26 protein-coding genes are annotated in these 23,190 nt (G+C 71.3%); 8 read left to right on the top strand and 18 right to left on the bottom strand.

What is annotated here, in order from left to right:
• The first annotated feature begins 198 nt into the window (after positions 1-198).
• Together ACQP12_RS28905 and ACQP12_RS28900 are read left to right on the top strand one after the other, a co-directional pair.
• The gene (locus ACQP12_RS28905; RefSeq protein ID WP_433283344.1) at positions 199-1,671 is read left to right on the top strand and encodes a phage major capsid protein; all 1,473 of its coding nucleotides are present in this window, start codon (positions 199-201) and stop codon (positions 1,669-1,671) included.
• 12 nt (positions 1,672-1,683) lie between these two features.
• Complete coding sequence (locus tag ACQP12_RS28900; protein WP_433283343.1) at positions 1,684-1,875, top strand: hypothetical protein; 192 nt, start codon at positions 1,684-1,686, stop codon at positions 1,873-1,875.
• Positions 1,876-2,294: 419 nt separating this feature from the next.
• On the opposite strand, the gene ACQP12_RS28895 is transcribed toward ACQP12_RS28900, so the two are convergent.
• The 4 genes from ACQP12_RS28895 to ACQP12_RS28880 form a co-directional block, all read right to left on the bottom strand.
• Complete coding sequence (locus ACQP12_RS28895; protein ID WP_433283342.1) at positions 2,295-2,813, bottom strand: hypothetical protein; 519 nt, start codon at positions 2,811-2,813, stop codon at positions 2,295-2,297.
• Positions 2,814-3,116: 303 nt separating this feature from the next.
• On the bottom strand, positions 3,117-3,680 hold the full coding sequence (locus ACQP12_RS28890) for a dihydrofolate reductase family protein (RefSeq protein ID WP_433283341.1): 564 nt from the start codon (positions 3,678-3,680) through the stop codon (positions 3,117-3,119).
• A gap of 195 nt (positions 3,681-3,875) precedes the next feature.
• On the bottom strand, positions 3,876-4,334 hold the full coding sequence (locus ACQP12_RS28885; protein ID WP_433283340.1) for a hypothetical protein: 459 nt from the start codon (positions 4,332-4,334) through the stop codon (positions 3,876-3,878).
• A gap of 150 nt (positions 4,335-4,484) precedes the next feature.
• Positions 4,485-5,450, bottom strand: a complete 966-nt coding sequence (locus ACQP12_RS28880; RefSeq protein WP_433283339.1) for a phosphotransferase enzyme family protein — start codon at positions 5,448-5,450, stop codon at positions 4,485-4,487.
• Positions 5,451-5,588: 138 nt separating this feature from the next.
• On the opposite strand from ACQP12_RS28880, the gene ACQP12_RS28875 reads away from it, so the two are divergent.
• Positions 5,589-6,374, top strand: coding sequence for a pentapeptide repeat-containing protein (locus ACQP12_RS28875; protein WP_433283338.1), 786 nt, complete (start codon positions 5,589-5,591; stop codon positions 6,372-6,374).
• On the opposite strand, the gene ACQP12_RS28870 is transcribed toward ACQP12_RS28875, so the two are convergent.
• Genes ACQP12_RS28870 through ACQP12_RS28855 form a run of 4 tightly spaced genes read right to left on the bottom strand, consistent with a single transcriptional unit; the run spans position 6,366 to position 9,068 of the window.
• Complete coding sequence (locus ACQP12_RS28870; RefSeq protein WP_433283337.1) at positions 6,366-7,301, bottom strand: hypothetical protein; 936 nt, start codon at positions 7,299-7,301, stop codon at positions 6,366-6,368. The two genes, ACQP12_RS28875 and ACQP12_RS28870, sit on opposite strands and share 9 nt — an antisense overlap.
• A gap of 49 nt (positions 7,302-7,350) precedes the next feature.
• The gene (locus ACQP12_RS28865; protein ID WP_433283336.1) at positions 7,351-7,899 is read right to left on the bottom strand and encodes a GNAT family N-acetyltransferase; all 549 of its coding nucleotides are present in this window, start codon (positions 7,897-7,899) and stop codon (positions 7,351-7,353) included.
• A gap of 49 nt (positions 7,900-7,948) precedes the next feature.
• Positions 7,949-8,317 (bottom strand): hypothetical protein, encoded by a 369-nt coding sequence (locus ACQP12_RS28860; RefSeq protein ID WP_433283335.1) that lies wholly within the window; start codon positions 8,315-8,317, stop codon positions 7,949-7,951.
• A gap of 34 nt (positions 8,318-8,351) precedes the next feature.
• Positions 8,352-9,068, bottom strand: a complete 717-nt coding sequence (locus tag ACQP12_RS28855; protein ID WP_433283334.1) for a SanA/YdcF family protein — start codon at positions 9,066-9,068, stop codon at positions 8,352-8,354.
• A 60-nt stretch (positions 9,069-9,128) separates the two neighbouring features.
• Here ACQP12_RS28855 and ACQP12_RS28850 point away from each other — a divergent pair, with 60 nt between their 5' ends.
• The gene (locus tag ACQP12_RS28850) at positions 9,129-9,584 is read left to right on the top strand and encodes a hypothetical protein (RefSeq protein WP_433283333.1); all 456 of its coding nucleotides are present in this window, start codon (positions 9,129-9,131) and stop codon (positions 9,582-9,584) included.
• Positions 9,585-9,596: 12 nt separating this feature from the next.
• Here ACQP12_RS28850 and ACQP12_RS28845 read toward each other — a convergent pair whose 3' ends face one another.
• From ACQP12_RS28845 to ACQP12_RS28830, 4 genes are all read right to left on the bottom strand, one after another.
• Positions 9,597-10,322, bottom strand: a complete 726-nt coding sequence (locus ACQP12_RS28845; RefSeq protein WP_433283332.1) for a class I SAM-dependent methyltransferase — start codon at positions 10,320-10,322, stop codon at positions 9,597-9,599.
• A gap of 1 nt (position 10,323) precedes the next feature.
• Complete coding sequence (locus tag ACQP12_RS28840) at positions 10,324-10,686, bottom strand: PH domain-containing protein (protein ID WP_357938509.1); 363 nt, start codon at positions 10,684-10,686, stop codon at positions 10,324-10,326.
• Positions 10,687-10,783: 97 nt separating this feature from the next.
• Positions 10,784-11,116: a hypothetical protein gene (locus ACQP12_RS28835; RefSeq protein ID WP_433283331.1), complete on the bottom strand. Its 333-nt coding sequence runs from the start codon at positions 11,114-11,116 to the stop codon at positions 10,784-10,786.
• A 131-nt stretch (positions 11,117-11,247) separates the two neighbouring features.
• Positions 11,248-11,556, bottom strand: coding sequence for a 4a-hydroxytetrahydrobiopterin dehydratase (locus tag ACQP12_RS28830; RefSeq protein ID WP_433283330.1), 309 nt, complete (start codon positions 11,554-11,556; stop codon positions 11,248-11,250).
• A 184-nt stretch (positions 11,557-11,740) separates the two neighbouring features.
• Between ACQP12_RS28830 and ACQP12_RS28825 the strand changes: the two genes are divergently transcribed.
• Positions 11,741-12,178: a (deoxy)nucleoside triphosphate pyrophosphohydrolase gene (locus ACQP12_RS28825; protein ID WP_433283329.1), complete on the top strand. Its 438-nt coding sequence runs from the start codon at positions 11,741-11,743 to the stop codon at positions 12,176-12,178.
• A gap of 143 nt (positions 12,179-12,321) precedes the next feature.
• On the opposite strand, the gene ACQP12_RS28820 is transcribed toward ACQP12_RS28825, so the two are convergent.
• The 6 genes from ACQP12_RS28820 to ACQP12_RS28795 all read right to left on the bottom strand — a co-directional run bounded on the left by ACQP12_RS28820 (position 12,322) and on the right by ACQP12_RS28795 (position 19,808).
• Positions 12,322-13,425 (bottom strand): succinate dehydrogenase/fumarate reductase iron-sulfur subunit, encoded by a 1,104-nt coding sequence (locus tag ACQP12_RS28820; RefSeq protein WP_357938501.1) that lies wholly within the window; start codon positions 13,423-13,425, stop codon positions 12,322-12,324.
• Between the two features lie 3 nt (positions 13,426-13,428).
• The gene (locus ACQP12_RS28815) at positions 13,429-15,339 is read right to left on the bottom strand and encodes a fumarate reductase/succinate dehydrogenase flavoprotein subunit (protein ID WP_433283328.1); all 1,911 of its coding nucleotides are present in this window, start codon (positions 15,337-15,339) and stop codon (positions 13,429-13,431) included.
• Positions 15,340-15,350: 11 nt separating this feature from the next.
• Positions 15,351-16,157, bottom strand: coding sequence for a hypothetical protein (locus ACQP12_RS28810; protein ID WP_357938497.1), 807 nt, complete (start codon positions 16,155-16,157; stop codon positions 15,351-15,353).
• A 241-nt stretch (positions 16,158-16,398) separates the two neighbouring features.
• Positions 16,399-17,793: a TldD/PmbA family protein gene (locus ACQP12_RS28805; RefSeq protein ID WP_433283327.1), complete on the bottom strand. Its 1,395-nt coding sequence runs from the start codon at positions 17,791-17,793 to the stop codon at positions 16,399-16,401.
• Complete coding sequence (locus tag ACQP12_RS28800; RefSeq protein ID WP_433283326.1) at positions 17,790-19,226, bottom strand: TldD/PmbA family protein; 1,437 nt, start codon at positions 19,224-19,226, stop codon at positions 17,790-17,792. The genes ACQP12_RS28805 and ACQP12_RS28800 overlap by 4 nt, the downstream gene beginning before the upstream one ends.
• A gap of 33 nt (positions 19,227-19,259) precedes the next feature.
• Entirely contained in the window at positions 19,260-19,808 is a 549-nt protein-coding gene (locus ACQP12_RS28795) for a Uma2 family endonuclease (RefSeq protein ID WP_433283325.1), read from the bottom strand.
• 237 nt (positions 19,809-20,045) lie between these two features.
• On the opposite strand from ACQP12_RS28795, the gene ACQP12_RS28790 reads away from it, so the two are divergent.
• From ACQP12_RS28790 to ACQP12_RS28780, 3 genes are read left to right on the top strand one after another with little or no spacing between them, the layout of a single operon-like run.
• A complete protein-coding gene (locus ACQP12_RS28790; protein WP_433283324.1) occupies positions 20,046-21,149 on the top strand; it encodes an ABC transporter ATP-binding protein in 1,104 nt (367 codons plus the stop codon).
• Positions 21,146-22,180: an ABC transporter ATP-binding protein gene (locus tag ACQP12_RS28785; protein ID WP_433283323.1), complete on the top strand. Its 1,035-nt coding sequence runs from the start codon at positions 21,146-21,148 to the stop codon at positions 22,178-22,180. The genes ACQP12_RS28790 and ACQP12_RS28785 overlap by 4 nt, the downstream gene beginning before the upstream one ends.
• A complete protein-coding gene (locus ACQP12_RS28780; protein WP_357938487.1) occupies positions 22,177-23,178 on the top strand; it encodes an ABC transporter permease in 1,002 nt (333 codons plus the stop codon). Before ACQP12_RS28785 ends, ACQP12_RS28780 begins: the two co-directional genes overlap by 4 nt.
• Positions 23,179-23,190: the final 12 nt, after the last annotated feature.

Here is a 23,190-nt window from a genome sequence, read left to right as displayed (position 1 = left end):
CGCCATCGTATCGAAGATTGTCGTATGATCGACTAGCCACCGGGCTGCGCGTGGTGATAGGCGCGGGAGCCGCCGACAGGGCCTCTCTCGCAGCCGTCGCTAACCGGCACAGCATCCGACCTCGGGCCGCCCGACAGGGCCTCCTGCGGAGCAAACGGCAGCTTTCTATCCGTGTGCCTTCGCAAGGAGTAAATGATCATGGGCACGAACACGACCTGGCATGAGCGCCAGATGGAGATCGACCGGCTCGGCAAGAAGATGGCCAGCATCTCCGCCGAGATGGATCGGCTGGGCGAGCTGGACGAGCTAGACGAGGGACAGCAGGAACGCTTCGCCCGACTGGAGCGGGGCTTCACCAGGGCCGCTGCCGAGCGCCTGCGGCTCCAGGACGAGATCCGCTCCGAGGCAGTAAACGCCGGGCGTCCGGGCAGCCAGCTCATTGCTGTCCCCGGCACGCAGTACGGCTACGGCGGTTCAAGCAATCGCGGACCGCAGGTCAGCCGGAACCTCGACCCGTGGGACTTCGAGCGGCCGAGCGAAGGACGTAACGAGCTGCGTTCCCGCGCGTTGACCGCCATTGAACGGTGCGAGCGGCTGCCTGACGCCGCCCGCGAGGTCGCCGCCCGCAACGTCGAGCGGGACCCGGACCCGGACTCTCGGCTCGCCCGGTACACCGCCGTGGCATCCGACCCGGACTACTTCACCGCGTTCGCCGCGTGGTTCCGTGACCCGCTGTCCGGGCAGTACGAGTGGACCCCGCAGGAGCGAGCAGCGTTCATCCGGGTGCAGTCGATGACTCGCGCGATGGGGCTGGGCACCGGCAGCGCGGGTGGCTTCCTCGCACCGTACGAACTTGACCCATCGTTGATCATCTCTTCGGCTGGCTCGGTCGACCCCATGCGCGACGTGTGCCGGGTGACCCAGACCGCGTACAACGAGAAGCGGTTCATCACCACCGCTGGCGTGACGGCCTCGTGGGACGCGGAAGCCGCCGAAGTCTCGGACGACTCGCCGGCCCTCGCGCAGCCGCCCGTGGTGGCGTTCAAGGGCGCCGCCTACGTGCAGGCGTCGTACGAGCTGGACGAGGACACCGACATCGCCCGCGAGGTCGGCGCGCTGTTCGCCGACGCCAAGGCGCAGCTCGAATCGAACGCCTTCACTCTCGGAAGCGGCGTCGGCCAGCCCAAGGGCGTGATTACGAGTGTCTCTGCGGTCGGCGGCAGCGTCATTGCCACCGGCACCAACGTGCTGGCTCAGGCCGACCTGTTCAACAACCAGGCCGCCCTGCCCGCCCGGTGGCGTCCGCGTGCCCGCTTCATGATGAACCTGTCCATCCTGAACGGCTACCGGCAGCTTCCGCAGGCGACCGGCCTGAACTACAGCATCATCAATGACTCGACCACCCCGCCGACCGCCCTCGGGTGGCAGATCCGGGAGAACTCCGCGATGGACGGCACCCTCGGAGCCTCGGCAGCCGACTACACAGTGCTATCCGGTGACTTCAACCAGTACGTCATCGTTGATCGCGTCGGCACGATCGTCGTGCCGATCCCGGCCGTCATCGGCCCCAACCGGCGGCCGACCGGCGAGCGGGGCTGGTACCTCCACTGGCGGGCAGGCGGGGATGTCCTGGTTGCCGACGCATTCCGGCTCACGAACCACAGCGCGTGATCGGGGCGAGTGATGGCATCGAAGCCTGGGAGCGCGTTCGAGGTGCTGGTCGAGGCGGCCAACGGGCACCGCACGGTGTACCGGGTGACAGCCGCCGACGCCGCAGCGGCCAAGGTAGTCGTGACGGCGATGGTCGACGTCGGCAGCGCCGGGCTCGACGCCGCCGAGCCCGGCAACGGCATCGGTAGCAGCGACGGACGCTGACGACGATCTATATGATGCGGGCTGGCGCCGGCCGTGAATGCAGCGACACGGCCGGTGCCAGCCATCGATGCCTGCCTGCCCTGTCGCGGTCCGCAGCTAGTCCGCAGCTAGTCCGCAGGATAGGCGTCTGGCACCAACGGTTGCCAACGGTTGCCAACGGATAAAATCGCAGGTCAGAGGGCCTCCGGCGGCAGTTGGCGCAGGTCAGCGGCTTGCCCTCAGAAGTTCCGCTTCAACGTCTGAATCCGGCCCGTTTCCGCAGGCCGCCCGAGGAACGGTGGTCAGGCGATAACGACCCGCTCCGTCCAGTGGGGGCGGCGTGCCGGCCGGCTGCCGGCGATGCCGCATCTCAGGACGTGCGTGACAGTCCAGTCTCAGGACGTGGGTGGCACCTCCGGCTAGACGATCCTCTCCCGCGCCTAACCGGCGAGCGGGTGTTGCAGCCACCCCTGACCGGGTGGGTCGAACTGCAGACCGTTCTCGTCCAAGGCGTTGTAGACCGTCAGCTGCGCGCTGGTGAAGATGAAACGGATAGCGAGACTGCCGTCTGCCATGGTTCCCCCGACCCACTCAAGCAGTTCGACGTGGTCGAGCTGCTGGCCTGGAAGCGCAGCAAGCGTCGGCAGCGGCTCGGCACGCCAGGCGAGCGAGAAGCCGTCGGAGGTCGGCCAGACAACGGGCTGAGCAGGGTCGATCTGATTGAAGGTGACGGAGAGGTCGTCAAACTTCTGGTGGTTGATTTCCACCTGGTCGTCGTCGAAGGCGAGCAGGACTGGGCAGTCGGGAAACCACTCATCATCGTCGAGGTCCCAGACCAGCCAGACCTGATGCAGGGTCTGACCGGCCAGGGCTGCCGAGCGGCGCCCGTGGGCGGCGGCTATCGCACCGCGGTCGTGTAGCCAGTGCGGCTGGTAGCCCGAGATACCGAAGTCGAACACCGAGTGATTGTGTCTGCAAGCCTGCCTCCAGGCACCCACGTTTGCCGTGCCGTTCAGGCCGCTCTCGCTCGCCAGCCCCTCGAGGTGTCACGCAGGTCCTGGTGCCGATCCGTCAGGTGCCCATGGCCCGTGACGCTGGTGTGCCAGTCGTCCGCTCTGCCGAGAAGGGTTCACTCGGTCGTGCGATGGGCCTCCGATGCTTGGGAAACAGCCTGCGAGCGCGCACGGACTCACATGCGGCGGATGGGTGGGCGGGCGGCCGTCACACAGGCCGCAGCGCCCAGGTCAGGGTGGTAACCCTGGTTAGTCGCCGAGAGGGCGGTAACGGAGGTGAACGACGCCGTTTTGGAATCGGCGCTCGTCGAGGAGCGCGAAGTCGGTGCGCACGTCGGTGGGCAGCCCCGGCTTGCCACCTCCGACGGCCGTGGGCCAGACGAACAACTGACACTCGTCAACCAGTCCAGCCCGCATGGCTTGCGCCGCCAGGTTGGCGCCTCCAACGGTGATGTCACTGCCGGCCGTGGCCTTCAGCTGGTGTACGACGGCGGGGTCGAAACGGCGCTCCAAGCTGGTGAGGGCCGTTGACACCGCGGTGAGAGTCGTGGAGTAGACGACCTTGTCCGCCGCTTGCCAGGCGCTCGCGAAGTCAGCCATGAGGCCGGACTGGGCGGCTAGAGCAGGGTCGGTTTCCCAGACAGCCATCGATTCGTACAGGCGCCGCCCGTACAGGAACGTACCCACCGACTTCAGGAGGTTGGTGGTGAACGCGAATACCTCGTCGTCAGGCGGGAACCAGGCGAAGGCTCCGCTTTCGTCCTCGATGTAGCCGTCGAGCGACACATTGGTCACGTAGATCAGCTTTGCCATGCCTCTACCTCCGGTGCACGTAGGACCCGATTGGGATGTCACCCTCGCCGGCTAGCTGGTCGAGCAGCACGGGTCGGGCAGACGTCTCCGCCTCTCGCCCGTTCTACGAACGACTCGGCCCGGATCCGACACCATCCCGAGAGAAAGTTCCACGGGATCGTCGGCTGGTCGGCGCACGCCAGCGGTGTCGGCTTCTCAGGCTGGACGGTCGCGAAGGAACGACTGCGCCGCTGCCTTCAGGGCCGCTACCGCTTCCTCCGCCTGGTCATGCGTTGTGCCCCACCCGGCGTACAGCTCCAGGAAGCGATCGCCCACCGCTCGCAGCTCCGGCAATCCGGAGTAGCACGCCTGCCAGTAAATCTCGTGGGCCAGGTCCTCGGGGTCGCCCCTTCCCGCCACGATGTCCGCCGCCGCGGCACGCATGAGGTGTAGCCGGGCGCCACTCTCGTCCGGGACGGGACAGCCGAGATCGTTCATCGCCTGCCGGAACAGGTCGACGGCTTCTCGTGACTGGCCCTTCGAAAGGCCGGCGAGCTCACGCAAGCTCGGAGAGTCGACGCCTCGGGTCAGAGCGTGAGCAGCGGCCATCGGCAGGTCGTCGCCGACCGGCTCGTCCATCGCCAGCCGGATGGCGAGGTCGCGCAGCTGCTCCATGCCGAAGAGGCTAGGCGCTGCCGGATCGCCGGCCAAGGCGTCATAAGCAGGCGTCGAGGGCCGATCCCGCTGGTTGCGAGCTTGCGGCTTGTAGTTCGGCTTCAACGTCTGAGCCTGTCGATGCTGACCCTGCCGCCGGTCCGGAGAGGGTCAGGGCGCGTAGCCGGGGGCGGCGACGGTCTCGGCGATGCGGGTGAGCCAGTGCAGGTCGTTGGCGCGAGATTCCGGGCTGGCCCCGGAGTTGAGGATGCTGTCCAAGAACGCGACGACGTCGTCGAGGTGCCGTTCGCCGCGGTAGTAGCTCAGCACGGTCCGGTCCGGCTCCAGCGGCCCGTAGCCCCTGCGGAACAGCGCGGCGCGGTGCGCGTTGACCGGGTGGTCGCCGAAGTCCCGGCTGAAGACGAACATGAGATCCCGCTCGGGCGGCGCGAGGATCGGCGCGTCCCAGTCCACGACGTGCAGTGGACCGTCTCCCTCGGCGATCAGGTTGCCGGGATGGATGTCGGCGTGGCACACGACGTGTCGACCGGGCGTCACGCGGCCGGCGAGGTCGTCGACGGTTGCGGACAACCGCCGCAGCGCGGCGCCGTACCGGTCCCAGAACGTGCCGAGAAGCTCGCTCGCCGCGGCCTGCTCGCCGAGGGCCCGCAGCCGCTCGCCCGCGGTCGACCGCCAGGTCTCGACGGGCAGGACCGCGGCCATGTCGGCGCTCGGCGTGACCGCGTGCAGCCGGCCCAGGAACTCGCCGTACTCGATCCACTGGCGGTCGGTGAGGCCGCGGCCCCACAGGCTGCCGCCGTCGTGGAACGGGTAGAGCAGCAGCCGGTGGTCACCGAACCCGCGAACGGCCCCGCCGCCGGGCAGGTCGATCGGCGCGACGACCTGCCGGACGCCCTGCGCTCGGAGGAAGCCGGGCAGCAGGACGGCGGCGTGGGTGTAGTCGCCGCGGCGCAGCTTCAGGAAGTAGCGCTCGCCGTCGGCGGTGTCCACCCGGTACGCCCAGGCGTGCCCATCGAGCCCGACGGGCATGAAGACGAGGCCGGCGACGTCCACGCCCCAGGCGGCGGCGACCTCCGCCGCCAGCAACCGCTCGTCGACGCCCGGTTTGTCGATCACGGTCGGAGCGTCGCAGCCGGCGGTCCGCCCGGCAAGACCATTTCGCCTGCCGTCACGGCCCGCGCCGGGCCACGACAGCGGCGGGCGTGGCCACGCCTTCCGGACGCGAGTGTCGGGCGTCGCGGCTAACCTGCTCGCGTGGCTGAATTCACTGACGCCGATCTGCGCGGCTCCCGGTTCGAGCACGTGGACCTCACCGGCGCCGAGCTCCGCGACGTCGACCTGTCCGGCGCCCGGTTCCGTGGCGTCGACCTGAGCGGGGTCACCATGCGCGGCGTCGAGCTGGCCGGCGTCGACATCCATGGTGAGATCGAGGATCTCACGATCAACGGCGTCGACGTGGGGCCGCTGATCCAGGCGGAGCTGGAACGCCGGCATCCGGACCGGGCCAGGATGCGCCCGACCGACCCGGCCGGCTTCCGTGCGGCGTGGGACATCCTGGAGCGGCTCTGGGGCGGCACGGTCGAACGGGCCGGCCGGCTGCGCCCCGAGCTGCTGCACGAGTCGGTCGACGGTGAGTGGTCCTTCATCGAGACGCTGCGGCACCTGGTCTTCGCCACCGACTCGTGGGTCAGGCGGGCGATGCTGGGCGACCCGTCGCCGTGGGACGCCCTGGACCTGCCGTGGGACGAGATGCCCGACACGCCGGGTGTGCCGCGGGACCGGGAGGCCCGGCCCTCGCTCGACGTGGTGCTCGCGCTGCGCCATGACCGGATGTCCACGGTGCGCCAGGTCATCGAGGGGCTGACCCACGAGTCACTCGACGGCCACACCGAGCCGGTGGACGGCCCCGGCTGGCCGCGACCCCGCAACTACCCGGTCCGGGAGTGCCTGCTGGTCGTCCTCAACGAGGAGTGGGAGCACCGGCTCTACGCGGAGCGCGACCTGGCCGTGCTGGAGGCACGCGGCGCGGGTTCAGGCTGACCCGTTGACCAGCTTGCGGAGCGCGGCGACGGCGGCCCGGTCGCTGACCTCGGCGTAGATCTTCTTGTCCGGGCCGGCCAGCACGACGTACGGGCACGCCTGGTCGTCGCCGGTCATCGGCTTGTCGAGCAGCTTGCGGCCCGTCGACACCTCGTACACCCGAAGACGCCAGCTCGCCCGCAGCAGCGTCAACGTCAGCGGCTTCGGGTCGTCGTACTTGCAGCGGCGGATCGTCGTGCCGCTCTTGACCCGGTCCAGGCAGGCGACCATCTGCACCTTCGCGGGTGACTCCGGCGCCCAGGTCTGCTCCACCTTCTTCGACAGGCCCTGGGAGAAGTAGTAGGTGCCGTTCTGGTAGCGCAGGCCCGAGCCGTCGCCGATGAGCAGCACCAGCGGGTGCGGCGCCTTGCCGGCGCGTTTCGGCGACTGCGGGTAGTGGACGCCGTCGTCGCACACCCGGTTCAGGTCGGAGATCTCCTCGGCCGGGTACGCGCTGGCCTGCGGCCCCTCCTGCACCGGCTCCTCGCTGACCCCGGGTGCGGCGGTCGCGGCCGGGCTGCGGTCGGTGGCGGGCGTCGGGGCCGCCTCCCCCGCCGGTCCGGATGCGGTGGTCGTCGCGGAGCGCAGCAGGAGCACGCCGCCGGTCAGGCCGAGGCAGCCCACCAGCAGCACCACGCCCACGATCACGGCGGCGACCACGAGGGTGCGGTTGCGCGGGCCGGGCGGCGGCGCCCACGGCGCCGGCGGCTGCGGTGGGAAAGGCGCCTGCGGCTGCGGTGCGAACGGCACCGGCTGCTCCGGCGCGGGTGGCGGGTACGGCGGCGAGCCGTAGCTCGACGGGTGAGCCGCGGGAGGATCGGCTGGTCCGGTGCCCGGCGCCGGCTCCATCGCCGGTCCCACGCCCGATTCGGCCCCCGTGCCGGTCATGCGCAGGTCCTCTTTCCAACGAGGCGAAGCGCGAAATGTACCAGGACTTTCAGCTCGGGTGGGGGCGGGTGCGCGGCGCCTCGAGCGTGATCCAGTAACGCCGGGCGGCGCCCAGGTCGGTGTCCCGGATGCCCTCGAGGACGCCACCCTGGCGTTCGATGGTGCGCGCCGAGGCGGTGTTGCCGTCGGCGCAGACGAGCAGCACCCGCTCCAGGCCGAGCCCGCGCGCCTCGTCGAGCATCCGGCCCAGCGCCCAGGTGGCCAGGCCCCGCCGCCGCGCCGACGGCCGGATGCCGTAACCGATGTGGCCGGCGACCCGGAGCAGGAAGTCGTCGAGTTCGTGCCGCAGCGCGATCCCGCCGAGGACCGTCCCATCCTCGACGATCCACCGGTACGTGCACCGCACGCCGCCGTCGTCCGGCGCCCGCTCCGACTCCTCGGTCAGCCGGGCGACCCAGGCCGCGAACCCGGCAGGGGAGACCACCTCGTCGGTCGGGCGCAGCCCGAAACCGTCCTCGTGGCGGCCGGGACCCCACTCCCGGTGGGCCGCCAGCCAGGCGGGGTGCAGCCGGGTGGTGGGCGCGATCAGTTCGGGCATCCGGCGACGATAGCGGCCGCGGGCGACCGCCACGGAACCTTGGCCTCGGCTAGTCGGTCCCCTGCGGAACGAGGATCCGGTCGTGCAGGGCGTCCCGGCAGCGCAGGAGCCGCGCGGTGATCTCGTCGAACAGCGCCGGGTCGGTCCGGCCGCCGCGCCACACGGCGCGCAGCGCGGCCTGGCCCACGGCCAGCTGGGTGGCCGCCCCCTCGACCAGGCTGGCGTATTCCGCGCGGATCGCCGGCGGGGCGGACCGCGCCGCCTCGCGGGCCGCGAGCAGCGGCGCCCCGGCCCGCGCGAAGATCTCGTCGGCGTCCGCCTCACCCGCCCCGAGCCGGGACAGCACGTGCTCCAGTTCGGTCGCCGCGACGGTCATCCGACCGACCGCCGCCAGGGTCTCCTCGGCCAGCTTCACCACGCCGCGACCCTACCGCCGGCGGGCGGGCGGCACGTCATCCCGCGCGCAGGGCGTCGTCCACCCCGGTCTCCCGGCGGCCCAGGTGCACGGGGTCGCGGCCGGAGAACACGTCCACCGTGGCCTTGACGCAGGCGCCGTACTCCCGGGTGGCGCTGACCCGCCAGCGTTCCGCGTACCGGCGGGCGGTGTCGTCGCCCACACCGTTGGCGGCCACGCCGAGGTGCCGGCAGACCGACACGGCCCGGGGCAGGTGGAAGGACTGGGTCACCACGGTCGCCCGCTCCACCCCGAAGATGCGCCGGGCCCGGGCGCAGGAGTCGTAGGTGTCGAAGCCGGCGTGGTCGAGCACCACCTTCTCCGCCGGCACGCCCCGGTCGACCAGCCAGCGCCGCATCGCGTCGGGCTCGTCGTAGTCGTCGTTCATGTGGTCGCCGGAGACCAGGATGACCCGGACCTTGCCGGCGGCGAAGAGCCGCTGCGCGATCTCCAGCCGGGCGGCGAGGAACGGCGACGGGGTGCCGTCGGCCTCCACCTTGGTGCCCAGGACCAGGGCGACCGGGGCCTCCGGCACGTCGGCCTCGGTGAACAGGTGGCCGTCCGCGCCGCCGCGGACCCACGCCACGCTGGCCCCGGTGCCGGCGGCCAGCAGCGCCGCGCCGGCGACGAGCACCACCACGGTACGGCGGATCCGGCGTACGGTCGGCCTGCGGTCGGTGCGCCATCCCCTGACCCTCGCGAACAGCCCCCGCATGCGGGCGATTCTGTCAGGCGGCGGCGCCCACCGGGTTCCCGGCGGCAGGAGGAGGACACCATGGGGCAGCGGCATCCGGCGCTCGCGCGGCTCGACGTGCTGGTCGGACGGTGGACCGTGCAGCCGGAGGTCGAAGGGCTCGGCGCCGGCTGGACGGAGTTCGCCTGGGTGGAGGAGGGCCGGTTCCTCCGCCAGCACAGCGACGCCGATCCGGTGCCGGAGACGGCGCCGCCCGCCTGGCGGGAGAACAACCCGCTCCCGGCCACCCAGCTGATCGGCCTGGACGACACGGAAGAGGAGTTCGCGGTGCTCTACGCCGACGCGCGCGGCGTGCACCGGGTCTACCAGATGACGTTCGCCGACGGCGTCTGGCGGATGTGGCGGGAGGCGCCCGGCTTCCACCAGCGGTTCATCGGGACGCTGCGCGAGGACGGCACGGCGATCGACGGCCGCTGGGAGCGGTCCGCCGACGGCACGGACTGGGCGCTCGACTTCAAGCTGGCGTACCGGCGCTGACCACCGGCCGGGTCACCGTGCCGCGCGGGCGAGCACGATCAGCTCGCCGTCGTCGCTCCCGCCGACCGGCTCCCCGGCCCAGCCGCCGAGCACCCGCTCGACGGTGAAGCCGGCCCCGGCGAGGGCGGTCCGCAGCTCGGTCTCGGTGCGGAAGCGCAGCGTGCCCGGGGTGCGCAGCTCCGCACCGTCGGGCAGCAGGTAGTGGTGCCGGAAGCTGACCAGGCCGTCGCGCACGGCGGTCAGCTCGGTCCAGGCGTCCACCGTCGTGCCGTCCGGCAGGGTGAGCCGGCGGAGGGAGTCCGTCGGGTTCCAGCGCTCCCAGCGCCGCGCGGCCGGGTCGCGGGAGTCGAACGCCAGCCGGCCGCCGTCGACCAGGGCCCGCCGCAGGTGGTGGAGAGTGGCCGCCCACGCCCCGTCGTCACGGATCTCCTGCGCCACGTGGCTGGTCAGCACGGCCACGTCGTACGCCGCGTCGGGCAGGCCGGCGGCGGTGCCGGGGAGCCAGGTGACCCGGTCACCGCCGGGCTTGGCGCGCGCCGCCGCGAGCGACCCCGGCTCCGGGTCGACGCCGGTGACGCGGTGACCGGCGGCGGCCAGGGCCAGGGTGAGCCGGCCGGTGCCGCAGCCCAGGTCGAGGACCCGGGCCGGCGCCCGCCCGACGAGGCGCAGGAAGAAGTCGTCGTCGCGTCCCCACGCGTTGTCCGCGTCGTAGAGCGCCGCCGGCAGGCCGACCGGCACGTCAGGAGATGTGGTGGAGGATGACGTTGTGCACGTGGTGGCTCTTCTGCGCGCCCCGGAACTCCACCTCGTAGGTGTGCGTGCCGACGTGGATGGCGATGGCCCCGGTGGAGAAGAACGAGCCGCCCCACGACTTGTTGCTCACCACGCTCACGCTGGTGATCTTCGCATAGGGGATGCTGGTGATCGCGTACCGCTTCCCGACGAAGGAGCGGTCCTGGATGATGACCCGGCGGTCGGTCAGGCCGATGAACCCGGTGCCCGTGCCGACGGCGTCGTAGACGGCGATGACCTGCTCACCGGGCAGGAGCCCGCTCTGGATCTGCTGGAACTGTTCCCTGCGGTCGTACGTCGGATCGGCCATGCCCCCGACGGTAGGTGGGGCTCGCCAGCCGGCCGGAGCCCCGGATGGACGACGGCAGCCCCGTCCACGTGGACGGGGCTGCCTCGGTCCGGAGGGGTCAGTGGTCGACGCGCGGGTCGTGGTCGCGGCTGCGGCTGCCGGCCTTGGCCAGGCCCCGGCTGATCAGGTAGCCGACGGTCAGCAGGGTGATGTACCACCAGGCCTTGTCGGCGGCGAAGTAGTCGCCGCCGTTGTCCGCGGCGCCGTCGCCGACGGCGTTCGAGGCGATCAGGACGCCGATGACGGCGAGCAGGTAGACGGCCAGCTCGGTGGTCTTCCACGCCGGCTTGGTCTCCTCGCCGTGCCGGTGCAGGTGCCGGGCGTCGCGTTCGACGTGGCCGGTGTGCACGTGGTCGGTGGCCCGGTCGGCGGCCGTGGTGGGCGTCGTCATGGTCAGCTCCTCAGGGGGTTATCGCACATTCCGTCGCTTTCGGGAGCCTTGCGGTTCCCTGTCCACGGAAGTCCTACCCCGGAGGATTTGGGGGCTAACCAGAAACGTTCAGGTTTCTTTCAGGAGAGCGTTCAGGGCTCGGTGACCGCGCGGACCGCGTCCTCGATGCGCGCCGCCAGCAGGACCTCGCCCTCGGTGAGCGGCTCGCCGTCGCCGTGACCCACCCTGATCTGGGTGCGGTCGGCCCGGCGGCTGATCTCCGGCCGCAGGCGCAGCGCGTCGGCGACCACGGCGACGCGCTCGGTGAGCGCGGCGTGCTGGGTGTCGTCGATGACAAGCGTGCGGCGGATCTGTTCGCCCTCGCGGGTCCAGCCGGACAGCAGGGCGAGCGCGTCGCTGAGGTAGTCGTGTTTCGCCCGGCCGTTGAACAGCACGCGCATCACCGCACCTCCCAGGCGTCGTTGCCGGCTTGTGGCCTAATCGTCGCCATCCCGTGTCCGAGTCGACGCCCTCTAGTCTGTCGTCGCACAGATGGTGTGTCCACGCCCACACTTCCGTGTTCTGCTGACCTGACGGTCGACTCAGCTACCCAAACCGCCGATTGATCTGGCACGCTGGACGCCCGTGCGGACCGAACGGGTTAGCGGGAACGGGCAGGACCGGCGGGAGCCGAGGGTTGTCGTCGGGGCGGCGATCATCGTGGACGGCAGGGTCCTGGCCTGCGCGCGCTCCGCGCCACCCGAGGTGGCCGGGCGCTGGGAGTTCCCCGGCGGCAAGGTGGAGCCCGGGGAGACCGAGACCGACGCGCTGGTCCGCGAGTGCGCCGAGGAGCTCGGCGTCCGGGTGGAGATCGGCGCGCGGGTCGGCCGCGACGTGCGGATGGCCCACGGCCGGTCCGTCCTCCGGGTGTACGCGGCCCGCCTCCTCCACGGTGACCAGCCGAAGGCCCTGGAGCACCTGGAGCTGCGCTGGCTCGCGGCCGGCGAGCTCGACACCGTCCCCTGGTTGCCGGCCGACGTGCCGATCGTCGCGGCCCTGCCCCCGCTGCTCGCCGGCGCCTGACCGGCGGAAGCGGACCGGGGGAGTCGCGGCCCTGCCCCCGCTGCTCGCCGGCGCCTGAGCGGCGGAAGCGGACGCGGGGACGGAAACGGGACGGGGGCCGGCGGCATGTGCCGCGGCCCCCGTCGTCGTTGTCGGTGTGCTGCTCAGTGCTTCGGCTCGTCCTGCTGCGGGTGGGCGAAGTTCAGGTGCTCCGGCGGCAGCGGGAAGGTCACGTCGTCACCGAACGGCGACGGCGCGGCGGCCCGGTCGAAGGTCAGTTCGGTCAGCGGCAGCTTGCCGTTGACGTCGACCGCGGGGGCGGTCGGGTGCGGCACCTCGCGGTGCCAGTTGACGCCCTGCTGCGCCTGCCGCTCGGCCGCCGTGTCGTGCGAGCCGCCGGCGTGCGAGTGCACCCCGCCGTGCGCCGCGCCGGCGGTCACGGCGCCGCTCGAATGCCCGCTGGTCACGCTGGTCTGAGGCACCTGACCCCTCCGGAAGATCTTGCTACCAAGCCACACAAGGGGATCGTACCTGCGGTCGACGACCCGCTCCTTCATGGGGATGATCCCGTTGTCGGTGATCTTGATGTGCTCGGGGCAGACCTCGGTGCAGCACTTGGTGATGTTGCAGAAACCAAGCCCCATCTCGGACTGCGCGTACTCCTTGCGGTCGGTCTTCGCGTCGAGCGGGTGCATGTCCAGCTCGGCGGCCCGGATGAAGAACCGAGGACCGGAGAACGCCTGCTTGTTCTCCTCGTGGTCGCGAATCACGTGGCAGACGTTCTGGCAGAGGAAGCACTCGATGCACTTCCGGAACTCCTGCGAGCGCTCGACGTCGACCTGCTGCATCCGGTAGTCGCCCGGGGCCACGTCGACCGGCGGCGCGAACGCCGGCGTCTCCCGCGCCTTCTCGTAGTTGAACGAGACGTCGGTGACGAGGTCCCGGATGACCGGGAAGGTGCGCAGCGGGGTGACCGTGACGGTCTCCCCCTCCTCGAAGGTCGACATCCGGGTCATGCAGCTCAGCCGGGGCTTGCCGTTGATCTCCATGGAGCACGAGCCGCACTTGCCGGCCTTGCAGTTCCACCGGCACGCCAGGTCGGGCGCGTCGGTGGCCTGGAGGCGGTGGATCACGTCGAGGACGACCTCGCCCTCGTTCACCTCGACGGTGTAGTCGCGCAGCTCGCCGCCGTTCTCGTCGCCCCGCCAGATGCGGAATGGCCGCTTGGCGCCCGGCTTGCCGGTCGCCTGAGTCTTGTCAGTTCCCATTCCTCAGCGCTCCTCCTCGGTGAGGGCGTCGAACTCGGCGAGTTCCTCGTCGGTCAGGTACTTGGCCAGCTCGGCCCGGTCGAACAGGGAGATCAGCTCCGCCCGCATCTTCGGCAGCGGCTTCCGGGTCAGCCGGACCGTGTCGCCGTCCAGCGCGCAGACCAGGTTCACCCGCCGCCACTTCGGGTCCATGGCGGGGTGGTCCTCCCGGGTGTGCCCGCCGCGCGACTCCTGCCGCTCCAGGGCAGCCTTCGCGGTGCACTCGGAGACGACCAGCATGTTGCGCAGGTCGAGAGCCAGGTGCCAGCCCGGGTTGTAGCGCCGGCCGCCGGCCGCGCTCACCTTCGCCACCCGTTCGCGCAGCTCGGCCAGTCGGGCCAGCGCGTCGACCAGCTCACCCTCCCGGCGGATGATGCCGACCAGATCCCCCATCACCGCCTGGAGGTCCTGCTGGAGGGTGTAGGGGCTCTCGCCGGTGTCCCGCTGCAGCGGGGCCAGCGCCGTCTCCACCGCGGCCTCCACCGCCGCCACCGACACCGCCGGGCGCGCGGTGAGCTGGTCGGCGTACGAGGCGGCGTGGCCGCCCGCCCGCTTGCCGAAGACCAGCAGGTCCGACAGCGAGTTGCCGCCGAGCCGGTTGGAGCCGTGCATGCCGCCGGAGACCTCACCGGCGGCGAAGAGCCCGCGCACCGTGCCGTACGCCGCACCGGAGTCCGGGTCCACCTCGACGCCGCCCATCACGTAGTGGCAGGTCGGGCCGACCTCCATGGGCTCCTTGGTGATGTCGACGTCGGCCAGCTCCTTGAACTGGTGGTACATCGACGGCAGCCGGCGCCGGATCTCCTCGCCCGGCAGCCGGGAGGCGATGTCCAGGAAGACGCCGCCGGCCGGCGTGCCCCGACCGGCCTTGACCTCGCTGTTGATGGCCCGGGCGACCTCGTCGCGGGGGAGCAGCTCCGGTGGGCGCCGGTTGTTGTCCGGGTCCTTGTACCAGCGGTCCGCCTCGGCCTCGTTGTCCGCGTACTGCTTGCGGAACACGTCCGGGACGTAGTCGAACATGAAGCGCTTGCCCTCGGAGTTCTTGAGCACCCCGCCGTCGCCGCGGACCGACTCGGTGACCAGGATGCCCTTCACCGAGGGCGGCCAGACCATGCCGGTCGGGTGGAACTGGAGGAACTCCATGTTGATCAGGGTCGCCCCGGCGCGCAGCGCGAGGGCGTGACCGTCCCCCGTGTACTCCCAGGAGTTCGAGGTGACCTTGTAGGAGCGGCCGACGCCGCCGGTCGCGAGGACCACGGCCGGGGCCTCGAAGAGGACGAAGTCGCCGGACTCGCGGAAGTAGCCGAATGCGCCCGCGACCCGGTCGCCGTCGAGCAGCAGCTCGGTGATGGTGGTCTCGGAGAAGACCCTGATCCGGGCCTCGTAGTCGCCGTGCTCCCGCTTGTCCTCCTGCTGGAGGGAGACGATCTTCTGCTGGAGGGTGCGGATCAGCTCGAGGCCGGTCCGGTCGCCGACGTGCGCCAGCCGCGGGTACTCGTGGCCGCCGAAGTTGCGCTGGGAGATCTTCCCGTCCTTGGTGCGGTCGAAGAGCGCCCCGTACGTCTCCAGCTCCCAGATCCGCTGCGGCGACTCCTTCGCGTGCAGCTCGGCCATCCGGAAGTTGTTGAGGAACTTGCCGCCGCGCATGGTGTCCCGGAAGTGCACCTGCCAGTTGTCCCGGGAGTTCACGTTGCCCATGGCGGCCGCCGCGCCGCCCTCGGCCATCACCGTGTGCGCCTTGCCGAACAGCGACTTCGAGATGATCGCCGTCTTCTTGCCGGCCAGCCGGGCCTCGATCGCCGCGCGCAGGCCGGCGCCGCCGGCGCCGATCACGACGACGTCGTAGTGGTGTCGTTCGATTCGCGTCTCAGTCATGTCAGGGGCCTTCAGTTGATGAACCGCAGATCGGGGAACCACTCGGCCGCGACCGCCATGACGTAGAAGTCGGTCAGCGCCAGGGTGCCGAGGGTGATCCAGGCGAGCTGCATGTGCCGGACGTTCAGCCAGGACACCCCGGTCCACGCGCGGTAGCGCAGCGGGTGCTTGGAGAAGTGCTTGAGCCGCCCGCCGATGATGTGCCGGCAGGAGTGGCAGGAGATGGTGTACGCCCAGAGCATCACCACGTTGACCAGCAGGATGACGTTGCCCAGGCCGAAACCGAAGCCCTTCGGCGAGTGGAACGCGTAGATCGCGTCGTAGGTGTTGATCAGCGAGATGATCGCGGCGAGGTAGAAGAAGTAGCGGTGCAGGTTCTGGCCGAGCAGCGGGAACCGGGTCTCACCGCTGTACGCCTGGTGCCCGTCCGGTACGGCGCAGGCCGGCGGCGACAGCCAGAACGACCGGTAGTAGGCCTTGCGGTAGTAGTAGCAGGTGAGCCGGAACAGCAGCAGGAACGGCAGGGTCAGCGCCGCGTCCGGGATGATCCACCAGCCCGGCAGGAAGCTGCCGAAGTGCGAGGACCCCTCGACGCACCGCTCGGTGACGCAGGGGGAGTAGAACGGCGTCAGGTAGTGGTACTGGTCCACCCAGTACCACTTGTGCATGAAGACCCGGACCGTCGCGTAGATGACCCAGGCGCTGAGCCCGACGACGGTGATCAGTGGCGCGAACCACCAGCGGTCGGTCCGCAACGTCTTGGCCGCTATCGCGGCGCGTGCCCGCGCCCCTCGCGGCCTCGTTGCCGTTGATGTCATTCGAGTCGTCTCCCTGACGGCGCCCTTCGCGAGGGCGGCGGATCACACCTTCCGTACCGGTCAGCGGACCGGGCGAGACCGCGTCCACTGCCACGTCTTGCGCACGTACAGGCCGCACCGGCGAACCGGCGCAGCTAAGTGACACACGTTACGCCGATCTTCGCGGCCCGGCCGCGCAACGCAGTGTCCCGTGTGTCCGGGAGGTTGGAAAGACCCGAACCAAGATCAATATCTTGGACCGTCAGCCGGACGCGCCACCGGTGAAGTTCCAGGACGCCAGCCGCAGCGCCGGAGCCTCCCACCAGGAGCCGTCCATCCGGTCCGGCTGGCGGACCGGCGCCCGGCCGAGGCCGAGCACCCGATCCGGGCCCATCGCCCGCGGGTAGGACTCGGTGAACCGGAAGTCGCGCACCGCCCGGGTGGGCACGCCGTCCTCCACGAGCCAGACGCCGTTGCGGGTCAGGCCGGTGACGACCAGTTGCTTCGGGTCGAGCACCCGGGTGTACCAGAAGTCGCTGACCAGCAGGCCCCGCGCCATCCCGGCGACCAGGGCGGCGGTGTCCGGGTCGGCCACCGCGCCCGTCACCCCGGCGCTGAGCTGCCCTGCGGCCACCTCCGTCGGGCCGCCCGTCGGCAGCAGGCGGAGGTTGTGCGGGATCGGGCCGAACGTGGACGCCCCGGCCATCCCGTGCCCGGTGGACCCGGTGCCCGCCTCGGCGCCGCTGCGCCGGTCGTGCGCCACCGCCGCCGTGGTGCCCGCCTCGACCAGGGTCAGCACCCGCCGGGGCGTGCCCTCCAGGTCGTACGGCAGCCCGGAGGCGTGCAGCGGATCGTCCACGAGGGTCACCGCCGGGTCGAACTGGACGGTGCCCGGCTCGGCGAAGGACTGCCGCTCGGCGTGCCGCTTGCCGTTGAAGCCGTACCAGGCGAGATTCTGCAGGAGATCGGCCACGGCGGCCGGTTCGAGCACCACCTCGTAGCGCCCCGGCGGCAGCTCGACGGGGTCGGCCGCGGCCCGCGCCTTCGCCGCCGCCCGCGCGCCCAGGGCCCCGCCGTCCAGGTTGGCGAGGCGGTCGGCGGCCTGCCGGGCCACCCCGTCGGCGCCGCCCGTCCGGGCGATGCCGTCCATGGCCGCCTCGGCCGACCGCCCCACCGCCGACTGCCCGGCCGAGTTGGCGAACGCCCCGGACCGGTGGGCCGTCCGGCAGTAGCCCGCGGCCTCCAGCCCCTCGACCGCGTCCACGAAGGCGCGCACCCGGGCGGCCCGCTCGTCGGGCGAGGCGGCCGCGGTGGCCTCGTCGACGGGCGCTCCCGACGGGACCGGCGCGGGCGGGGTGAGGCCCGGCCAGGCCGGATCGGGCGGCGCGAGCCGGGTCGCGGCCAGGGTCCGCTCGACCAGCGCGGTCAACCCGTCGGGGTCGACCAGGCTGCCGCTGCCCGCGGCCGTCCGCCCGTCGGCGTGCACCCGCAGCCGGACCGTGGTGCCCGACTCGGCGACGTTCTGGTGGATGAACGAGTTGGCGAACCGGGTCAGCGCCAGGTCGGCGCGGGTCACCACCACCTCGGCCTGGGCCTCCGACCCGGCCAGCCGGCGGATCAGCTCGATCACCCGGCCGGCGAGATCCAGCTCGCTCATGCCCGCACCCCCACCCGGACGTTGCGGAAGCGGGCCGGTGCGGCCGGGTGGCCGGTGTGCCCGGTCTGGCCCGGTTGCCCCTTGCCGCAGTTGGGCGTGCCCCACGGCACGATCTCCGACGAGAGCATGTCCATCGAGCGCCAGAAGACCGGCCCGATCCCCGTGTAGGTGGGGTTGCGCAGCATCCGCCCCCGGCGGCCCTTCTTCACCTCCCAGCCGACCTCGCAGCCGAACTGGAAGTTGAGCCGTTTGTCGTCGATGGACCAGGAGCGGTTGAGGTCCATGAGCACCCCGTCGTCGGTGGCCGCGATGATCTCGTCGAGCGTGTGCGGGCCCGGTTCCAGGCCCACGTTGGTCATCCGCACCATCGGCAGCCGCGCCCAGCCGTCCGCCCGTACGCTGCCGCCGTAGTCCAGACCGGCGACGGCGGCCGAGTCCCGGCCGGCGAGCACACCCACCCAGCGACCCTCGCGGACCGCGTCCCGCCTGACCGCCGGCGAGCCCTCGTCGTCGAAGCCGAAGCTGCCCAGCGCGCCGGGGATGGTCGGGTCGATGGTGACGTTCATGAGCTCGGAGCCGTAGCGCAGCGAGCCGAGCCGGGTCAGGTCCAGCCAGGACGTGCCGGCGAACGCGGCCTCCCAGCCGAGGATCCGGTCCAGCTCGATGGCGTGCCCGACCGACTCGTGGATCTGCAGGGCGAGCTGCTCGCCGCCGAGGATCAGGTCGGTCTCGCCGGACGGGCACTCGGGGGCGGTCAGCAGCTCCCGGGACTCCTCGGCGATCCCGGCGGCGTGCGCGGCCAGGTCCAGCGACGTGACCAGCTCCCACCCGGTGGTGCCGTACTGGCCCCGGTAGCTCGGATAGGAGCGGCGCTGGGTCTCACCGTCGCCGATCGAGGTGGCCGAGATGCCGCCGCCGCACTCGCGGATGCGCTGGTCGATGCGGTGCCCCTCGCTGGAGACGAACCACTTGGCGGTGTCCCAGATCTGGTAGAGCCCCTCGGCCAGGTCGGCGCCGTGCTCCCGCATCGTCGCGGTGGCGCGGGTCAGCAGGTCGCCCTTGTCGGAGAGCGGCACGCCGAGCGGGTCGACCGCGCAGGCCGAGGCCCAGCTCGCCACCGTCGCGTCGACCGGGACGAGGTCGATGGGCGGGCCGGGGACCCGCGCGCTCGCCGTGGCGATCGCCGCGGCGCACCGGCCGGCGTCGCGGGCCGCGGCGTCCGACAGCTCGGGTACGGCGTGGAAGCCCCAACTCGACCCAACCAGGGCGCGGACGCCGAGCCCGATGCTCTCGTCCTGGGTCAGCTCCTCGATGTCCCCGTTGCGGGCCGACATCGACTCGTAGCGGCGGTGCATCACCCGGGCGTCCGCGTACCGGGCTCCCGCGTCGAGGGCGGCCTGGACGGCGGCGGTGGCCGCGTCGAACTCGGTCATGCGCCCGACCCTAGGCGACCCGACCGACATCCGTCAGGGGACGAGATCCTCCGGCCGGATCGTCGCCCGGACGGGCTCGGTCAGCATCAGCGCCTCACCCGGTTTGGTCACGGAGTGTTCGCTGTAGTGCTGGCCGTGCCGGCGGTAGAGGTGCAGGGTTCCGTTCTCTTGTTCGACCAGCAGATACCACTCGATGCCCGCGGCGGCGTAGTAGTGCATTTTGAGCACCTTGTCGGTGGCCGCGTTGCTCGGCGAGATGATCTCGCAGACCAGACGGACGTCCTGTGCCTCGACCATCGGTTCGTCGAAGTCGATCGGCTGGGTGACGACCAGGTCAGGGATGGGGATCCGGCCCGGTTTGAGCCGGACGTTGACCGTCTCCAGCAGTTCCAGCCCGGCGCTCCGCGCCGCCTCCTCGAGGAGGTTGCCGAGGTTTCGCTGGATGCGCTGGTGCCGTGGGGTGGGGGCTGGCGTCACGTGGAGGCTCCCGTCGAAGAGTTCGACGCGTTGCTGCGTCTCGCCGAGGGCGAGGTACTCCTCTTCGGTCCACGGGCCGTCGTGGCCGAACACCGCCGCGGTCATGGTCACCTCCACCTCGTGTCGGCGGGAATCTTCGCTTGGTCGCCACGGCCATGGTCGCACCTCGCGTGCGAGGGCGAGGCGGGCGATGCCCAGTCGCAACCATGAATGTCCAGGTGAGGGCTGTTCAGGTTGGAAACCCAGTCGTTACGCTCGGGCCGCTGACAGGCCGCGGTTTGTAGCTTATTTTCGCCTCCAGAAGTTTGTTGTAAGTTCTCTTCGTCACTGAGGGAGGCGGTCATGGGCAGGTCGGAGACGGTGCCGTCCGGGGAGCCGGACCGCCCCGAGGTGCCGGCGCAACGCACCGGCGAGGGCCCCTATCTGCAGGTCCGCGACCTGCGGGTGCGGTTCGACACCGAGGACGGCGTGGTGAAGGCCGTCGACGGGGTCTCGTTCGCCGTCGAGCGCGGTCGGACGCTGGGCATCGTGGGCGAGTCGGGGTCGGGGAAGAGCGTCACGTCGCTGGCGGTCCTCGGCCTGCACAACACCAAGCGGGCCACCATCACCGGGGAGATCTCGGTGGGTGGTCGTCAGCTGGTCGGGCTGCCCGAGGAGGAGGTGCGGCGGCTCCGGGGCCGGGACATGGCCATGATCTTCCAGGATCCGCTGTCGGCGCTGCACCCGTACTACACGGTCGGCAAGCAGATCGCCGAGGCGTACCGGGTGCACCATCCGCGGGCCGGGAAGCGGGAGGCGCGCACCCGGGCCGTGGACATGCTGGGCCGGGTCGGCATCCCGCAGCCGGCGAAGCGGTTCGACCAGTACCCGCACGAGTTCTCCGGTGGCATGCGGCAGCGGGCGATGATCGCCATGGCCCTGGTCAACGACCCGGACCTGCTGATCGCCGACGAGCCGACCACCGCCCTGGACGTGACGGTGCAGGCGCAGATCCTGGACCTGCTCAGCGACCTCCAGGAGGAGTTCCGCTCCGCGATCATCCTGATCACCCACGACCTGGGCGTGGTCAGCCAGGTGGCGGACGACGTCCTCGTCATGTACGGGGGGCGGGCGGTCGAGCACGGCAGCGTGGAGCAGGTGCTGCGGCGGCCGCAGCATCCGTACACCTGGGGGTTGTTGTCGAGCGTGCCCTCGCTGCACGGCGACGCGGACGCGGACCTGGTGCCGATCAAGGGCAACCCGCCGTCGCTGATCAACCTGCCGTCGGGGTGCGCGTTCCACCCGCGCTGCCGTTACGCCGACCGCAACGGCGACCGCTCCCGCACCGAGGTGCCCGAGCTCCGGGCGGCCGGGGAGGCGGGCCATCTGGTCGCCTGCCACCTGCCGGCCGAGGAGCGCACCCGGCTCTACCAGCAGGACATCGCCCAGGTGGGAGTGGCCCGATGAGCACCGAGACCGAGTCGCTGCTGCGCGTGCGGGGGCTGACGAAGCACTTCCCGGTGCGGGAGGGCTTCCGCGCCAAGGGCGCCGTCCGGGCGGTCGACGGCCTGGACTTCGACGTGCGGCCGGGGGAGACCCTGGGCCTGGTCGGGGAGTCCGGATGCGGGAAGACCACCACCGGGCGGATGCTGGTGCGGCTGCTGGAGCCCACCTCCGGCACCATCGAGTTCGCGGGCCGGGACATCACCCACGCCCGTCGCGGCGCGCTGCGGCCGCTGCGGCAGGACCTCCAGATCATCTTCCAGGACCCCTACGCCTCGCTGAACCCCCGGCACACGGTCGGGCGGATCGTGGCCATGCCGTTGCAGGTCAACGGCATCAACCCGCCGGGCGGCATCCGGAAGCGCGTGCAGGAACTGCTGGAACTGGTCGGGTTGAACCCGGAGCACTACAACCGCTACCCGCACGAGTTCTCCGGCGGGCAGCGCCAGCGCATCGGCATCGCCCGCGCCCTCGCGCTGCGCCCGAAGCTCATCGTCGCCGACGAGCCCGTCTCCGCCCTGGACGTCTCGATCCAGGCCCAGGTCATCAACCTGCTGCGTGACCTGCAACGCGACCTGGACCTGGCGTTCGTGTTCATCGCCCACGACCTCGCCGTGGTGCGGCACTTCTGCCACCGGGTCGCCGTCATGTACCTCGGCAAGATCGTCGAGATCGGTGACCGCGACGACATCTACCAGCGGCCGCAGCACCCGTACACGCGCGCGCTGCTGTCGGCCATCCCGGACGTCACGGCGCTCGGGCCGGCCGGGCGGATCCGGCTCACCGGCGACGTGCCCACCCCGCTCAACCCGCCGTCGGGCTGCCGCTTCCGCACCCGCTGCTGGAAGGCGCAGGAGCGGTGCGCCACCGAGGAGCCGGCGCTCGTTTCCCGGGACGGCGGCAACCAGGCCACCGCCTGCCACTTCCCGGAGACGGGAACGATCAGCCAGGGCGCCGGACCGGCCGCCGCGACCGCCGAGGAGGTGTCGAAATGAGCCTGTCCCCGGTCGAGGGCGTGGCGCTTGCCGAGATCGAGTCCACCGGTGCGGGCCCCGAGGAGAAGGGTCTCGTCGGGCGCTCGCCCGGCCAACTCGTCTGGAGCCGGCTGCGCCGGGACCGCACGGCCCTGGTCAGCGGCATCGTGCTGGCCGTGTTCATCCTGGCGGCACTGGCGGCGCCGCTGCTCCAGCGGCTCTACGGCATGTCGCCGAGCCAGCAGTTCGGCGACCTGCTGGACAGCACCGGCATGCCGCTCGGCTACGTGGGCGGGGTCAGCGGCGACCACTGGTTCGGGCTCGAACCGGGCCTGGGCCGGGACATCTTCATCCGGATGATCTACGGCATCCGCACCTCGCTGCTGATCGCCCTGGGGGCCGCGCTCGTCACCACCACGATCGGCGTGGTGCTCGGGATCGTCGCCGGCTACCTCGGTGGCGTGGTCGATTCCGTGATCATGTGGATCACCGACGTCGCCCTGGCGATGCCGTTCCTCATCTTCGCGCTGGCCGTGGTCCCGACGTTCTCCCTGCGCTTCTACGGCCCCCGGGACGCGGTGCCCACCTGGTTCGCGGTGACCACGTTGATCGTCGTGTTCGCCGCGTTCGGCTGGACCGGCACGGCGCGACTCGTCCGCGGGCAGGTGGTGTCGCTGCGCGAACGGGAGTTCGTCGAGGCGGCCCGGGCCAGCGGCGCCGGGCTGGGGCACATGCTCTTCCGGCAGCTGCTGCCGAACATCTGGGCGCCGATCCTTGTCGCGTTCTCGCTGGCGGTGCCGTCGTACGTCACCGGTGAGGCGGCACTGTCCTTCCTCGGCGTCGGGCTGCCCGAGTCGGTGCCGAGCTTCGGCCGGATGATCTACCGCAGCATCGACTACCTGCAGACCGACCCGGCGTACGTCTTCTTCCCGGGCATCACCATCTTCGCGCTCGTGCTGGCGTTCAACCTCTTCGGCGACGCGCTGCGCGACGCGCTCGATCCGAAGTCGTCACGGTAAGGGGTTCGGCGC

This window comes from Micromonospora sp. CA-244673, from assembly GCF_050948395.1.
Classification (GTDB): Bacteria; Actinomycetota; Actinomycetes; order Mycobacteriales; family Micromonosporaceae; genus Micromonospora.
The sequence above is the reverse complement of the archived record's forward strand: the minus strand, read 5'-3'. Positions and strand labels throughout refer to the sequence as shown.

Excerpts from the sequence above, each read along its gene's own strand:
- ACQP12_RS28905 (WP_433283344.1), top strand. The coding sequence starts at position 199 with ATGGGCACGAACACGACCTGGCATGAGCGCCAGATGGAGATCGACCGG.
- ACQP12_RS28900 (WP_433283343.1), top strand. The coding sequence starts at position 1,684 with ATGGCATCGAAGCCTGGGAGCGCGTTCGAGGTGCTGGTCGAGGCGGCC.
- ACQP12_RS28890 (WP_433283341.1), bottom strand. The coding sequence starts at position 3,680 with ATGGCAAAGCTGATCTACGTGACCAATGTGTCGCTCGACGGCTACATC.
- ACQP12_RS28885 (WP_433283340.1), bottom strand. The coding sequence starts at position 4,334 with ATGGAGCAGCTGCGCGACCTCGCCATCCGGCTGGCGATGGACGAGCCG.
- ACQP12_RS28870 (WP_433283337.1), bottom strand. The coding sequence starts at position 7,301 with ATGACCGGCACGGGGGCCGAATCGGGCGTGGGACCGGCGATGGAGCCG.
- ACQP12_RS28865 (WP_433283336.1), bottom strand. The coding sequence starts at position 7,899 with ATGCCCGAACTGATCGCGCCCACCACCCGGCTGCACCCCGCCTGGCTG.
- ACQP12_RS28855 (WP_433283334.1), bottom strand. The coding sequence starts at position 9,068 with ATGCGGGGGCTGTTCGCGAGGGTCAGGGGATGGCGCACCGACCGCAGG.
- ACQP12_RS28850 (WP_433283333.1), top strand. The coding sequence starts at position 9,129 with ATGGGGCAGCGGCATCCGGCGCTCGCGCGGCTCGACGTGCTGGTCGGA.
- ACQP12_RS28840 (WP_357938509.1), bottom strand. The coding sequence starts at position 10,686 with ATGGCCGATCCGACGTACGACCGCAGGGAACAGTTCCAGCAGATCCAG.
- ACQP12_RS28835 (WP_433283331.1), bottom strand. The coding sequence starts at position 11,116 with ATGACGACGCCCACCACGGCCGCCGACCGGGCCACCGACCACGTGCAC.
- ACQP12_RS28830 (WP_433283330.1), bottom strand. The coding sequence starts at position 11,556 with ATGCGCGTGCTGTTCAACGGCCGGGCGAAACACGACTACCTCAGCGAC.
- ACQP12_RS28820 (WP_357938501.1), bottom strand. The coding sequence starts at position 13,425 with ATGGGAACTGACAAGACTCAGGCGACCGGCAAGCCGGGCGCCAAGCGG.
- ACQP12_RS28815 (WP_433283328.1), bottom strand. The coding sequence starts at position 15,339 with ATGACTGAGACGCGAATCGAACGACACCACTACGACGTCGTCGTGATC.
- ACQP12_RS28810 (WP_357938497.1), bottom strand. The coding sequence starts at position 16,157 with ATGACATCAACGGCAACGAGGCCGCGAGGGGCGCGGGCACGCGCCGCG.
- ACQP12_RS28805 (WP_433283327.1), bottom strand. The coding sequence starts at position 17,793 with ATGAGCGAGCTGGATCTCGCCGGCCGGGTGATCGAGCTGATCCGCCGG.
- ACQP12_RS28800 (WP_433283326.1), bottom strand. The coding sequence starts at position 19,226 with ATGACCGAGTTCGACGCGGCCACCGCCGCCGTCCAGGCCGCCCTCGAC.
- ACQP12_RS28795 (WP_433283325.1), bottom strand. The coding sequence starts at position 19,808 with ATGACCGCGGCGGTGTTCGGCCACGACGGCCCGTGGACCGAAGAGGAG.
- ACQP12_RS28790 (WP_433283324.1), top strand. The coding sequence starts at position 20,046 with ATGGGCAGGTCGGAGACGGTGCCGTCCGGGGAGCCGGACCGCCCCGAG.
- ACQP12_RS28785 (WP_433283323.1), top strand. The coding sequence starts at position 21,146 with ATGAGCACCGAGACCGAGTCGCTGCTGCGCGTGCGGGGGCTGACGAAG.
- ACQP12_RS28780 (WP_357938487.1), top strand. The coding sequence starts at position 22,177 with ATGAGCCTGTCCCCGGTCGAGGGCGTGGCGCTTGCCGAGATCGAGTCC.